Annotated in this window: 10 protein-coding genes; 7 read left to right on the forward strand and 3 right to left on the reverse strand. The window is 69.6% G+C overall.

What is annotated here, in order from left to right:
* The first annotated feature begins 75 nt into the window (after window positions 1-75).
* The 7 genes from KHC24_RS07120 to KHC24_RS07150 all read left to right on the forward strand — a co-directional run bounded on the left by KHC24_RS07120 (window position 76) and on the right by KHC24_RS07150 (window position 10,338).
* Window positions 76-1,347: an aminotransferase class I/II-fold pyridoxal phosphate-dependent enzyme gene (locus tag KHC24_RS07120; protein WP_213361703.1), complete on the forward strand. Its 1,272-nt coding sequence runs from the start codon at window positions 76-78 to the stop codon at window positions 1,345-1,347.
* Between the two features lie 39 nt (window positions 1,348-1,386).
* Entirely contained in the window at window positions 1,387-4,029 is a 2,643-nt protein-coding gene (locus KHC24_RS07125) for a DNA translocase FtsK (RefSeq protein ID WP_213361706.1), read from the forward strand.
* 97 nt (window positions 4,030-4,126) lie between these two features.
* Entirely contained in the window at window positions 4,127-4,807 is a 681-nt protein-coding gene (locus KHC24_RS07130) for a LolA family protein (protein ID WP_213361597.1), read from the forward strand.
* Window positions 4,808-4,888: 81 nt separating this feature from the next.
* Complete coding sequence (locus tag KHC24_RS07135) at window positions 4,889-5,707, forward strand: exodeoxyribonuclease III (RefSeq protein ID WP_213361708.1); 819 nt, start codon at window positions 4,889-4,891, stop codon at window positions 5,705-5,707.
* Between the two features lie 95 nt (window positions 5,708-5,802).
* Window positions 5,803-6,027: an LPS translocon maturation chaperone LptM gene (gene lptM, locus KHC24_RS07140; protein WP_271180634.1), complete on the forward strand. Its 225-nt coding sequence runs from the start codon at window positions 5,803-5,805 to the stop codon at window positions 6,025-6,027.
* A 48-nt stretch (window positions 6,028-6,075) separates the two neighbouring features.
* Complete coding sequence (lysA, locus tag KHC24_RS07145) at window positions 6,076-7,347, forward strand: diaminopimelate decarboxylase (protein WP_213361598.1); 1,272 nt, start codon at window positions 6,076-6,078, stop codon at window positions 7,345-7,347.
* A gap of 177 nt (window positions 7,348-7,524) precedes the next feature.
* Window positions 7,525-10,338, forward strand: a complete 2,814-nt coding sequence (locus KHC24_RS07150; RefSeq protein ID WP_271180635.1) for a TIGR02302 family protein — start codon at window positions 7,525-7,527, stop codon at window positions 10,336-10,338.
* A 344-nt stretch (window positions 10,339-10,682) separates the two neighbouring features.
* On the opposite strand, the gene KHC24_RS07155 is transcribed toward KHC24_RS07150, so the two are convergent.
* From KHC24_RS07155 to KHC24_RS07165, 3 genes are read right to left on the reverse strand one after another with little or no spacing between them, the layout of a single operon-like run.
* Window positions 10,683-11,783, reverse strand: coding sequence for a cis-3-hydroxy-L-proline dehydratase (locus KHC24_RS07155; protein WP_213361600.1), 1,101 nt, complete (start codon window positions 11,781-11,783; stop codon window positions 10,683-10,685).
* A 21-nt stretch (window positions 11,784-11,804) separates the two neighbouring features.
* A complete protein-coding gene (locus KHC24_RS07160; protein ID WP_213361602.1) occupies window positions 11,805-12,806 on the reverse strand; it encodes a 4-hydroxyproline epimerase in 1,002 nt (333 codons plus the stop codon).
* An 18-nt stretch (window positions 12,807-12,824) separates the two neighbouring features.
* Window positions 12,825-14,063, reverse strand: coding sequence for an NAD(P)/FAD-dependent oxidoreductase (locus tag KHC24_RS07165; protein ID WP_213361604.1), 1,239 nt, complete (start codon window positions 14,061-14,063; stop codon window positions 12,825-12,827).
* Window positions 14,064-14,252: the final 189 nt, after the last annotated feature.

Raw genomic sequence — 14,252 nt, forward strand, 5'->3', positions numbered from 1 at the left:
CGCCGCCCTGCTGTGGTCATGGTTAAGAGCGCCTTTACCCGCTGGCGCTATCTTGAATCGCTAACCATGATGGACATGACCCCCGTGCCCGCCTCGAAGTTCGACGTCACCGATGAACGCCCGCCGCTGCCGGAACCCTCCCGGCCGGATCCGGGACCGGCGGCGCGTTCGCCTTTCATCCGCCTCGGCGAGCTGCTGGCCGACATCGAGCCGGGCAAGCCGCCGCTGAGCCTCGCGGTCGGGGAACCCCGCCACGCGCCGCCCTCCTTCGTCGGTGCGGTACTGGCCGCCCATCTCGACGGCTTCGGCCGCTACCCGGCCGGGAAGGGGCTGCCGGAGTTCCGCGCCGCCGCCGCCGCCTGGTGCGCACGCCGCTATGCGCTGCCTCGCCCGCTCGATCCCGAGCGCGAGGTGCTGGTGCTGAACGGCTCGCGCGAAGGGCTGTTCCTGTCCGCCATCCTCGCCCGCCGCCTGGTCTCACCCGCCAAGGCGAGGGCCATCGCCGAAGCCGGCGGCCCGGCCATCCTGCTGCCCAACCCGTTCTACGCCGCCTATGGCGCCGGTGCCGAGGCGGCCGGTTGCGAGAGCGTATCGCTGCCGCTGCCCGCTTCCGGCGGCTGGCTGCCCGACCTCGACGCGCTGGATCCGCGCCTGCTCGCCCGCACCGTCGCGCTCTATTTCGCCTCGCCGGCCAATCCGCAGGGCACCATCGCGCCGAAGGCCTATCTTCAACGGCTGGTGGCGATCGCCCGCGCCCACGAGATCCTCGTCTTCGCCGACGAGTGCTATTCAGAGATCTGGCTCGGTGCCGAGCCGCCGACCGGCATTCTCGAAGTCGCCGGCCCCGACTATGCCGGGGTGGTGACGTTCAACTCGCTGTCGAAGCGCTCCAGCCTGCCAGGGCTGCGCTGCGGCTTCTGCGCCGGCGACGCCGGCTTCATGGCCGCCTTCGCCGATCTGCGCAATGTGGCGGCGCCGCAGGTGCCCGAGCCGCTGCAGCATGTCGGCATCGCCGCCCTCGCCGACGAGGCGCATGTCGAGGAAAGCCGCGCGCTCTATCGCGCCAAGTTCGACATTGCCGACCAGATTTTAGCCGGCCGCTTCGGCTATGAGCGGCCGGATGGCGGCTTCTTCCTGTGGCTCGACGTCGCCAGCATCGGCGGCGGCGAGGCGGCGGCGCGCAAACTCTGGCAACGCGAGGGGCTGCGCACCGTCCCCGGCGGCTATCTGTGCCGCTCGGAAGCCGACGGACGCAATCCGGGCGCGGATTATCTGCGCCTCGCACTGGTGCAGGACCTCGCCACCACGCGGGCGGCACTGCCGCGCGTGGTGGCCGGATTGAGCTGAGCCGGGCCCTTGGGTGGCAAGCGGGATCGAGGCGGGATGATGGGCGGGCAGACACAGTCGACGGGCCGGACGCCGCGGACGCGGCAGGGACAGCCTCGCGCCGCCAGCCCCGACGCCGCGCCGCCGCGCCCGGCCCAGAGGTCGCGGGCCGGCGCCTCGGTGCGCGGCCGCGGCGCCCGCCGCCGGCTGCTGCCCGAGGAAGTGCGCAACGTGCTGCACCGGCGCGCCGCCGAGCTCGGCGGCCTCGTCCTCGTCGGCCTGTGCGGCCTGATGCTGGCGGCGCTGGCGAGCTGGTCCGCCAACGACCCCAGCCTGTCGCGCTCCAGCGCCGCCGAGCCGCACAATTTGCTCGGCGTGCCCGGCGCGGTGGTCGCCGACCTGATGATGCAGCTGTTCGGCGTCGCCTGCCTCGCGGTGGTGCTGCCGGTCGGCGTGTGGGGCTGGCGGCTGCTGACGCATCGCCCGCCGCACCGGATGCGGGCGCGGATCATCGCCCTCGCCGCCGGCACCGCCTTCGCGGCCGGATTCGCCGCCTGCCTGCCGCGCTTCGGCACCTGGCCGCTGCCGAGTGGCCTCGGCGGCGTGCTCGGCGAGGCGATGCTGATCCTGCCCTCGCTCATCCGCTCCGGCTGGCTGACCTCCTTCGACTACGCGGTCGCCGGGGCCCTGTGCCTGTTCGGCGCGGTGATGACCCTGCCCCTCGCCTTCGGCGTCGGCCTGAAGCGCCAGGAAACCGCGGCGGAGGACGACGACGCCGGTGCCTTCGAGGATGACGAGCCGGCCCGCTTCGGGCTGCTGTCCATGGGCGCCCTCGCCCATTGGTGGCTGACGCTGAAGGCCTGGATCCTGCCCGGGCGCACCGCCTATCCGCGCCGCCGTCGCGGCATGATGGCGCGCCTCGGCTCGCTTTTCGGCATCGAGGACGAGGATGAGCTGATGCCGCGCGGGCTGCGCCGCGAGCCGAACTTCCGCGGCGAGGACGATGAAGATGCCGGCGGATGGGATGCCGACGAACGCGACGAGGCCGGCTTTCTCGATGCGCCGGATGACGACCTGCCGCCGGCGCACCCGGTGCCGGAGAAGACCCGCACCGGCCGCCGGCCGCCGCTGCGCTCGATCCGCGGCGGCCGCGCCGAGCGTGACGAGGAGCGGCTGCGCTATGCGCATCCCGGCCTCGACCTGCTCAGCCCGCCGCCGGCTCGCCTGGGCCCGGCGCTCGACGACGAGGCGCTGGAGCAGAACGCCCGCGATCTCGAAAGCGTGCTCGACGATTTCGGCGTACGCGGCGCCATCGTCAATGCCCGCCCCGGCCCGGTGGTCACGCTCTACGAACTGGAGCCGGCACCCGGCATCAAGTCCAGCCGCGTCATCGGCCTCGCCGACGACATCGCCCGCTCGATGAGCGCGGTCTCCGCCCGCGTGGCGGTGATCCCCGGCAAGAACGCCATCGGCATCGAGCTGCCCAATCCCAAGCGCGAGAAGGTGCTGCTGCGCGAGATCATCGCCGCCAAGGACTTTGGCGAGGCGGCGCACAAACTGGCTTTGGCGCTCGGCAAGACCATCGGCGGCGAGCCGGTGATCGTCGACCTCGCCCGCATGCCGCATCTTCTGGTCGCAGGGACCACCGGCTCCGGCAAGTCGGTCGCCATCAACACCATGATCATGTCGCTGCTCTACCGGCACCGGCCGGACCAGTGCCGGCTGATCCTCATCGACCCGAAGATGCTGGAGCTCTCCGTCTATGACGGCATCCCGCATTTGCTCTCCCCCGTCGTCACCGACCCGAAGAAGGCGGTGGTCGCCCTGAAATGGGCGGTGCGCGAGATGGAGGAGCGCTACCGCAAGATGTCGAAGGTCGGGGTGCGCAACATTGACGGCTTCAATGCCCGCATCCTCGAGGCGCAGGCCAAGGGCGAGCAGATCGTGCGCACGGTGCAGACCGGCTTCGACCGCGAGACCGGTGAGGCGATCTATGAGCGCGAGGAGATGGACCTCACGCCGCTGCCCTATATCGTCATCGTCGTCGACGAGATGGCCGACCTGATGATGGTGGCCGGCAAGGACATCGAGGGCGCCATCCAGCGCCTCGCCCAGATGGCCCGCGCCGCCGGCATCCACCTGATCATGGCGACCCAGCGCCCCTCGGTCGACGTGATCACCGGCACCATCAAGGCCAACTTCCCCACCCGCATCTCCTTCCAGGTAACCTCGAAGATCGACTCGCGGACCATCCTCGGCGAGATGGGCGCCGAGCAGCTGCTCGGCCAGGGCGACATGCTGTACATGGCCGGCGGCGGGCGGATCTCGCGCGTGCACGGCCCCTTCGTTTCCGACCAGGAGGTCGAGCGCGTCGTCGAACACCTGAAGACGCAGGGCCAGCCGGATTACCTCGACGCCGTCACCACCGACGAGGACGAGGGAGAAATCGGCGAGGAAGGCGCGGTGTTCGACAAGGGCGCGATGGGTGGCGGCGAGGGCGGCGGCCTCTACGAGCAGGCGGTGGCGGTGGTGATGCGCGACCGCAAGGCCTCGACCAGCTACATCCAGCGCCGGCTGCAGATCGGCTACAACCGCGCCGCCTCGATCATGGAGCGCATGGAGAATGAAGGTCTCGTCTCCGCCGCCAACCATGCCGGCAAGCGCGAGATCCTGGTGGAACCCGACGACGCGCGCGCCGGTTGACGCAGCGGCGGCGGCGCAGCCTTATCCTCGCCACAGCGAACGCCTACCGCCTAGACGCACGACCCGACGCCCCGCCCGCGCCCGACGAGAGTGCCCAATGCGCCCGATCCTGTCTGCCTCCCTCTGCATCGCTCTCGCCCTGCTCGCCGCCCCGGCGCTCGCGCAGCAGCCGAACGGCGTGCCGCTGCCGCCCTCGGTGCAGGGCGACACGCCGGACGCGGCACCGGTGCAGGTGGCCGCCGCCGCGGGCCAGCGCGCCGCGCAGCAGACGGTCCAGCGCATCAACACCTATTTCAACAGCTTCAAGAACATGACCGGCAACTTCGTGCAGGTCGACCCGGACGGCACCCGCCGGCAGGGACAGTTCTATATCCTGAAGCCCGGCCGCGTGCTGTTCGAATACGATCCGCCGAGCCGGATCGAGCTGGTCGCCGACGGCCGCTCGGTGGCGGTGCGCGACAAGAAGCTGAAGACGCAGGACATCACCCCGCTCTCGGCCACCCCGCTGCGCTTCCTGCTGTCGGAGAATTTCGATCTGGCGCGCAACGCCAACGTCACCGGCGTCTACCAGGACGACGTGTTCGCCACCGTGGTGCTGGAAGAGAAGCAGCCCATGGTCGGCACCTACCGGCTGATGATCATGTTCGACGCCAAGACCATGCAGCTCAAGCAGTGGACGGTCACCGACCCGCAGGGCTTCGACACCACGGTGGCGGTCTCCAACCTCGACACCTCCGAGCGCCCGGACCCGATGCTGTTCGTCATCAACCGGAATTGACGCCGGCAAATCGGGCGGTTCAACTTCCCGACGACATGCTTTAGGGTCCGGCACCTTATCGATCTCGAGGTGCCCTCCCCCGTGCCGCTCTCCATCGCCACCTGGAACATCAATTCGGTGCGCCTGCGCATCGAACTCGTCGCCCGTCTCGCCGCCGAACTCCAGCCGGACGTCATCTGCCTGCAGGAGACCAAGACCCCGGACGACCGCTTCCCGCTGAAGGACGCGGCGCGGTTCGGCTATCCGCATGCGGCGATCCATGGTCAGAAGGGCTATCACGGCGTCGCCATCCTCTCGAAGCGGCCGTTCGAGAGCGTCAGCCGGCAGGGTTTCTGCGACATGGGCGACGCCCGGCACATCAGCGTGGTGCTGGGCGAGGAGGCCGGGCTCGCCGCGCCGCTGACCGTGCACAATTTCTACATCCCTGCCGGCGGCGACATTCCCGACCCCGAGCTCAACCCCAAGTTCAAGCACAAGCTCGCCTTCCTCGACGAGGCGACCCAATGGGAAACGCTGCACCCGACCGCGCCGGGCGCCCGCTCGGTGCTGGTGGGCGATCTCAACATCGCGCCGCTGGAAACCGATGTGTGGAGCCACAAGCAGCTGCTCGACGTGGTGAGCCACACGCCGATCGAAGTGGAGCGGTTCGGCCGGTTGCAGGCGGCGGGCGGCTGGGTCGACGTGATGCGCAATTTCGTGCCGCCGGAGGAGAAGCTCTACACGTGGTGGAGCTACCGCGCCGCCGATTGGGCGGCCTCCAACCGCGGCCGCCGGCTCGACCATGTGTGGGCGAGCCCGGCGCTGGCGCCGACCGCCACCGCCATGACCGTGCTGCGCGACGCCCGCGGCTGGGAGCGGCCATCCGACCATATCCCGGTGATGGTGACCTTCGACGCCTGAGGCGTAACGCCCTACAAAGGCATGGCCTTCGCCGGTCTCGCCTTTCGCCGATTCGCCGTTATAGTGCGCTCGCCCACTTCGTCCGAGGAAGCTCCGTGCCCCGCCCGAACCGACTGCCGCCGCTGCCTGCCGCGCTCCGCCTCCTCCCCGCCTTGCTCGCGCTCGGCGGCGCGCTCGCTGTTGCCGGCTGCGGCGTCAAGGGTCCGCTGGAGCCGCCGCCGGGTACCGCGCTCGGCACCCCCGGCCCGGACGGCAAGATGCCGAAGGACACCGGCCCGGTGAAACCGAACAAGCCCTTCTTCCTCGACGGCCTTCTCTAATAAACGGGCTTCTCCGGCCTTCCGGCTTCGCCAAACTTCAGGCTCGCCATGCACCACTTCACCTATCGCGACGGCGTCCTCCATGCTGAGGACGTCAGCCTCGCCGACATCGCCCGCGAGGTCGGGACCCCGGTCTACGTCTATTCGACGGCGACGCTGGAGCGGCATTACACCGTGTTTGCCGAGGCCTTCGCCGATACCCGAGCGACCGTGTGCTACGCGCTGAAGGCCAATTCCAACCAGGCGGTGATCCGCACTCTCGCCCGGCTCGGCGCCGGCGCCGACATCGTCTCCGGCGGCGAGCTCAAGCGGGCGCTGGCGGCCGGGGTGCAGCCGCACAAGATCGTGTTCTCCGGCGTCGGCAAGACCCGCGAGGAGATGGCGGCGGCGCTCGACGCCGGCATCATGTGCTTCAATGTCGAGAGCGAGCCGGAGCTGCTGACCCTCTCGGAAGTGGCGGTCAGCCACGGCGTCGCCGCGCCGGTATCGATCCGGGTCAATCCCGACGTCGACGCCAAAACCCACGCCAAGATCTCCACCGGCAAGTCGGAGAACAAGTTCGGCATCCCGGTGTCGCGCGCCCGCCAGGTCTATCGCCACGCCGCTTCGCTGCCGGGAATAAGGGTGACCGGCGTCGACATGCATATCGGCAGCCAGATCACCGATCTCGAACCCTTCGACAACGCCGCCGCGGTGCTGGCCGAGCTGGCCCGCGACCTGCTGGCGGAGGGCTTCCCGCTGACGCATCTCGACCTCGGCGGCGGGCTCGGCGTGCCCTATGTCGCCGGTGAGCCGGACCCGCCGCTGCCCTCCGCCTATGCGGCGCTGATCAAGCGGCACACCCACAATCTCGGCCTCGGCCTCGTCTTCGAGGTCGGGCGGCTGATCGTCGCCAATGCCGGCGCGCTGGTCTCCCGCGTGCTCTATGTGAAGGAAGGCGAAGGCAAGACCTTCGTCATCGTCGACGCGGCGATGAACGATCTCATCCGCCCGACGCTCTATGACGCCCATCACGAAATTTTGCCCGTGCGGGCGGCGGCGGCCGGCGGCGGCGGGGAAATGGTCGCCGACGTGGTCGGGCCGGTGTGCGAATCCGGCGATTTCCTGGCGCTGGGGCGGCGGCTGCCGGGGCTGAAGGCCGGCGACCTCATCGCGGTGATGACCGCCGGCGCCTATGGCGCGGTGCAGGCCACCACCTACAATACGCGGCCGCTGGTTCCCGAAGTTCTGGTGCGGGACGGCGACTACGCCGTGGTGCGTCCGCGCATGGACGCCGAGGCGCTGATCGCCCTCGACAAGGTGCCCGCCTGGCTCGGCTGAGCCGGGAGTGCCATCATCGGCCGCCACAATCTCGGCCGGTGGCGCCATCGGCCGTTCACGCAGCGATGAACGTATGGGCATGCCTGCTTTTGCGGCGGGGGTAGCGTCCGCGCGCGTAGCTGTTAAGGTGACGCTGGGGCGTGGCTGACGGGGTTGGTGTGTCGGAGGCTTGAGCGCGTGACGGCGACACCGGAAGAACATTCGCAATCCACCGGCGGCGAGACGCGCCGCGCGGCGATCGTCGAACGCGCCGAGGCGCGGCTGGCGAGTGCCCTGCGCCGCGCCGGCGCGGCGCTGATGTGGGAACGCATCTGGCCGGTCTTCGCTACCGCGCTCGGCGCGCTCGGCATCTTCCTCATCGTCTCCTGGCTCGGCCTGTGGCTGATGCTGCCGACCTATGCCCGCCTCATCGGGCTGATCCTGTTCGCGCTGCTGTTCGTGGCGGCGCTCCTGCCGGCGCTGCGCATCCGCCGTCCCTCCGAGGACGAGGCGCTGGCACGGCTCGACCGCACCAGCGGCATCACCCATCGCCCGGTGACCGCGCTGGCCGACCATCTCGCCTCGCGGCCCGACGACCCGGTGGCGGCGGCGCTGTGGCGCGCGCATCTGAACCGCGTTGCCGGACAGCTCGGCGCCCTGAAGGCCGGCCTGCCGTCGCCGCGCCTCGCCGCACGCGACCCGCGCGCCTTCCGCGCCCTGGTGCTGCTCGGCGTCATCGCCAGCTTCTTCATCGCCACGGGCGAGCATATGCGGCGCATCGGCGCCGCCTTCGACTGGACGGCGGTGGTTCAGCCCAGCCCGTACCGTATCGATGCCTGGGTGAACCCGCCGGCCTATACCGGCCGGCCGCCAGTGATCCTGCCGGGGCTTCGCTCCGAGGAGAGCCGCGACACCGCCGCCGCCGCAACGACGGAACCGCAGACCCACGGCGCGGCGGCGATGAGCGTGCCGGCCGGCAGCGAGCTGGTGGTGCGGGTGACCGGCCTTGCCGGCTCGCCGCTCTCGGTTTCCGGCGGCATCAATGTCCCCGAACCGGAAGAGGACGAACAGGCGGCCGCCGCCGGCACGGCGCCGCAGACCGCCGGGCAAGGCAACGCCAAGCCCGCGGATGCCAAGCCCGCGGATGCCAGCCCCGCGAATAAACGTGCGGATGCCAAGCGCCCGGACGCCGGCGAGCAGCGCTTCGTGATCGACAGCGACGGCTCGGCGCGCATCGCCGGGCCGGATGGACGCAGCCTGACCTGGCAGTTCACCGTGGTGCCCGACAAGCCGCCGACCATCTCCTTCGCCAAGGAGCCGGGCGCCTCCGGCCGCACCGGCCTCGTGCTTGCCTACAAGGTGGAGGACGATTACGGCGTCACCGGCGCCGAGGCACGCTTTGTGGCGGTGCCGGAGCCGGCACCTCTGTTCGCGCTGAAGAATGCGCCGGCGCGGCCCGAGCCCCATCCGCTGGTGGAGGCGCCGAACTTCCCGCTGCCCTTGCCGGGCGGACGACCGAAATCCGGCACCAGCCAGACCACCAAGGACCTCACCGAGAGCCCGTGGGCCGGCACGCGGGTGATGCTCACCCTGGTCGCCCGCGACGACGCCGGCAATATCGGGTCCACGGCGCCGAAGAGCGTCACCCTGCCGGCCCGCGCCTTCAACAACCCGCTCGCCCGCGCTTTGGTCGAGGAGCGGCGGGTGTTGGCCTTCGATGCCAACCGGCGCCAACGGGTTTCGGCGGCGCTGGAGGCGCTGGCGATCGCCCCGGAACGCTTCACGCCGGATCCGGCGCATTATCTCGGCCTGCGCACCGCCTATTGGCGGCTGGAGGCCGCGCGCAACGACGACGAGCTGCGTGGCGTGATCGATTATCTGTGGGAGGTCGCGGTCCGCATCGAGGATGGCGACATGTCGGATGTCGAGAAGCGGCTGCGCGACGCCCAGCAGGCGCTGCAGGACGCGCTGGAGAACGGCGCGAGCGACCAGGAGATCCAGAAGCTGGCGCAGGAACTGCGCAAGGCGATGGAAGACTTCATGAAGGCGCTCGCCCAGGAGGCGCAGCGCAATGGCGAGATGGCGGACGCGCCGCCGGACCCGAACGTCCGCACCGTCCGGCCGCAAGACCTGCAGAAGATGCTCGACAACATCGAGAACATGGCCCGCAACGGCGCCCGCGACGCCGCGCGGCAGATGCTGAGCGAATTGCAGAACATGCTGAACGGCCTGCAGGCCGGTCGCCAGCAGCAGCGCCGCCCGGGCCAGAGCCAGATGTCGCAGGCCATGGACCAGCTCGGCGACATGATCCGCCGCCAGCAGCGCCTGCGCGACCAGACTTTCCGTCAGGGACAGCAGGGACAGGAAGGTCAGGAAGGTCAGCAGGGCCAACAGGGACAGCAGGGCGAAGGCCAGCAGGGCCAGGACTTCGGCCAGTTGCAGCAGAACCAGCAGCAGCTGCGCGACCAGCTGAAGCAGCTGCGGGAAAAAATGCAGCAGGCGATGCGCAATCGCGGTCAGCAAGGCCAGCAGGGTCAGCAAGGGCAACAGGGCCAGGGGCAGCAAGGTCAGGGTCAGCAGGGCCAGCAAGGCCAAGGGCAGCAGGGGCAGGGCATGCCCGGCGAGGGCGGCCTCGCCGAGGCGGAACAGGCAATGCGCGAGGCCGAGCAGGCGCTGGGCAATGGCGACGGCACCGGCGCGGTGGACGCCCAGAACGAGGCGCTGCAATCGCTGCGCCGCGGCGCCCAGCAGATGGCCGAGGCCATGCAGCAGCAACAGGGGCCGGACGGCGGCCCCGGCTCGCCCTCCGGCCAGCAGGCCGAACGCACCGATCCGCTCGGCCGGCCGCTGCGCTCGCGCGACTATGGCGACGACACCACCGTGAAGGTGCCGGACGAGATGGACGTGCAGCGCGCCCGCCGGGTGCTGGAGGAGCTGCGCCGCCGCTTCGGCGATCCGCAGCGCCCGCAGCTGGAACTCGACTATCTGGAGCGGTTGCTGCGCGACTTCTGAGCGGCGGTGGTCACGGGTCGTAAGGCCGGCCCGGCCATCACCATCAGAGCCGCTGCGGCGGCAATGCAACGCGATCCGTGTCGGAAATGGCGTGAGAGCACCGACGCTGATCCTGCCGTGCTGCTCCAGGGTCTGCTGCCAGAGCGGCCAGGGAGCTTCGGTCCTTTGAGCGACGAATTCCTCTCCCCGTGCCGAACGCGACTGTAGCCGGGTTCGGCATTTGGCAAACCGAGACTGGATACATCCGATCCCGGTAGAGAGGGTTGGGGTGAGGGGATGTCGCCGCTTCGCCCCTCATCCGGCGGCTGCGCCGCCGCCTTCTTCCCAATGGGGAGAAGGAAATCTCATACCACCAGCACCGGCTCGCCCAGCGCCGGGAAGATCGGCGTGATGCCGAGGCCGGGGGAATCCGGCGCGGTCATGAAGCCGTCGACGCGCCTGGGTGCGCCTTCGGCGATGTCGACGGTGCCGTAGCTGTTGAAATCGGTGGCGGAGAAGCAGAACTCCTCCGGCGTCGAGCGGGCGAGATGGGCGATGGTCGCGGTGACGATGTCGCCGCCCCAGGTGTCCTCCATGGTCATCGGCGTGCCCGACGCCACGCAGATGTCGCGCATCAGCCGCGCTTTGGTCAGCCCGCCGACCTTGGAGATCTTCAGGTTGATGATGTCCATGGCGTCGTCGGCCAGCGCCTTCATCAGCGTGGGGACACCATCGATCACCTCGTCGAGCACGAAGGGACGCGCGGTACGGCGGCGCACCGACAGGCACTCCTCATAGGTCGGGCAGGGCTGCTCGATAGTGACGTCGAGATCGGCCACGGCGGCGGCGATGCGCGCGGCTTCCGCCCGCGTCCAGCCGGTATTGGCGTCGGCGACCAGGATGTCGCCTGGGTCGAGAATGTTGCGGGTGATCCGGATGCGGTCGATGTCCTGGTCGGCATCGCCGCCGACCTTGAGCTGAAACTTGGTGTAGCCCTGCGCCTTGTAGCCGGCGATCTTGGCGGCCATCGCCTCCGGCGCCTCCTGCGAGATGGCGCGGTAGAGCGCGATCCGCTCCTGCGCCGCGCCGCCGAGCAGCTTGTAGACCGGAAGTCCCGTGGCCTTGCCGAGGATGTCCCAGCAGGCGATGTCGATCGGCGCCTTCACATAGGGATGGCCGCGCAACACCGAATCCATATGGCGGTTCAGCACGTCGAGCTCGGTGGGGTCGAGGCCGATCAGCTTCGGGCCGATCTCGGCCAGCCCGGCGCGCACCCCGGCGGCATAGGCCGGGAGATAGGCCGAGCCGAGCGGGCAGCATTCGGCATAGCCGGTGAGGCCGGCATCGGTCTCCACCGCCACCACGGTGGAATCGAACACCTCGACGAAATTGCCGTTCGACCAGCTGTAGCGGCCTTCCTTGAGCGGCAGATCGACCTGCCAGGCCTTGATGCCGGTGATCTTCATGGGAACGCCTTTCCAAAAGGATCAGGTGACGATGAAGCCGTGCGCGAAGGGGTCGCGATCGTCGATGAAGATGGTGTTGTAGCCGGTCATCCGCGCCCAGCCGCCGATGGAGGGGATGATGCCCTCCCGGTCGCCGACCGTCGCCGCCGCCTCGACCCGGCCCTTGAACAGCGAGCCGATGATGCTCTCATGCACGAAAGCGTCGCCGACCTTGAGCTGGCCCTTGCCGGCGAGCTGCGCCATGCGGGCCGAGGTACCGGTGCCGCAGGGCGAGCGGTCAATGGCCTTGTCGCCATAGAACACCGCGTTGCGGGCATGGGCTTCGGGATGGCGCGCCTCACCGGTCCAGAGGATGTGCGACAGGCCACGAATCTCCGGCTTTTCCGGGTGGACGAACTCATATTTGGCGTTCAGCGCCGCGCGCAGGCCGGGGCTCATGCGCACGAGGTCGCCGGCGGTGAAATCGGCCATGTCGCGATAGGCCGCCTGCGGCTCGACGATGGCGTAGAAGTTTCCGCCATAGGCGACGTCGACGGTGATCTCGCCGAGGCCGGGGCACTCGGCGGTCAGCCCGGTGGAGTGCAGGAAGCCGGGCACGTTGGTAAGCCGCACCTCCTCGACATACTGCCCCTCCTGCCGGTACTCGGCGACGACGAGGCCGGCAGGGGTGTCGAGCCTAAGCACGCCCGGCGTCTTCGGGGTGACGAGACCGTGCTCGATGGCCATGGTCACCGTGCCGATGGTGCCGTGCCCGCACATGGCGAGGCAGCCGGAGGTCTCGATGAACAGGATGGCGACGTCGCAGTCCGGCCGGGTCGGCGGGTAGAGGATCGAGCCGGACATCATGTCGTGGCCGCGCGGCTCGAACATCAGACCCTTGCGGATCCAGTCATACTGCTCAAGGAAATGCGCCCGTTTCTCGATCATGGTGGCGCCGACAAGGTTCGGCCCGCCGCCGGCCACCAGCCGCACCGGGTTGCCGCAGGTGTGGCCGTCTATGCAGAAAAAGCTGTGTCGCGCCATGATGATGAGCTCTGGGGATTAGAAACGGTCGGCCCGCAGCGGGGCGATGTCGAGGGAAGGCGTGCGATCGGCCAGGAGATCCGCCACCAGCCGCCCGGTCGCGGCGGATTGCGTCAGGCCGAGATGGCCATGGCCGAAGGCATAGACGATATGCCGGCTCGCCCGCGAGGGGCCGATCACCGGCAGGGAATCCGGGATGGACGGGCGGAAGCCCATCCATTGCGCACCGCCGCCGGTCCTCAGCCCCGGCAGGAAGGCCGCGGCCTTGTTCAGCATCGCCTCGGAGCGCCTGAAATTCGGTGGCAATTTCAGCCCGCCCAGTTCCACCGCGCCGCCGACGCGAATGCCGGTGGAAAGCGGGGTGACGACGAAACCGTGGCCACCGAAAGTGAGCTGGCGGCGCAGGTCGAAGGCGCCCGGCGGCAAGGTGGTGTTGTAGCCGCGCTCGGTCTCCAGCGGGATGGCATCGCCGAGCCGGGCGGTAAGCGGACGCGACCAGGCACCGCCGGCGAGAACCGCCCGCGCGGCGTCCAGCACCGTGCCGTCGCGCAGCGTCACCCGCACGCCTGGTTCGGTTGGGGAAAGCTCCGTCACCTCGCCATGGGTGATGGCGGCGCCACGCGCCATCACCCCGTCGAACAGGGCGAGCGCGAAATGATAGGGATCGTCGACGGTCTTCCAGTGCGGTGTGAAGGTGCCGGCGACGAAGCGCGGCGACAGGCCGGGCTGCAATTCGGCCAGCCGCCCGCCGCGCACATGCTCGAATTCGATGCCGGCACCGGCGCGCTGGTCCCAGCCTTCCTGCGCGGCAGCGAGTTCCATTTCGCTTTCATAAAGCTGCAGGTTGCCGTCGGCACGCACATGGCCGCCGAGCCCTGCCTCGCGCACCATCGCCTCCATCGCCGCAGCGGCGACGCGCATCAATTCGCCCTGGACGACGAGGCTGCGGCGATAACGATCCGGCCGGCTGGCCCGCCAGAAGCGAAACAGCCAGGGCGCGATGGAGGGTAGATAGGAAGGCGGGATGGCAAGCGGCCCGAGCGGGTCCATCAGCCATTTCGGCGCCTTGCGCAGCATGCCCGGCGAGGCGAGCGGCAAGATGTCGGTGAAGGCAAAGGCACCGGCATTGCCGCGGCTGGCGCCATCGGCGACCGCGCCGCGCTCGACGAGGCGCACCCGGCGCCCCTCGCCCTGCAGGTGAAACGCAACGGCGAGACCGACAATGCCGGCCCCGACGATCACCACCTCGTCGCTCATGATGCCTGTTTTCTCATGGTCTCTCCCGGTCGAAGCCTCGCTTCGATGGGAGACACGTCCTGCCTGCTTTCTTCTCCTCTCGCCATTTGGGAGGGGAGGCCCGCGAAGCGGGTCGGTGAGGGGCAACGACATCGGGATGCGTCGAAGCCCCCTCACTCCATCCCTCTCCCCGACGGGGAGAGGGAGCCG

This window comes from Ancylobacter defluvii (assembly GCF_018390605.1).
Classification (GTDB): Bacteria; Pseudomonadota; Alphaproteobacteria; order Rhizobiales; family Xanthobacteraceae; genus Ancylobacter; species Ancylobacter defluvii.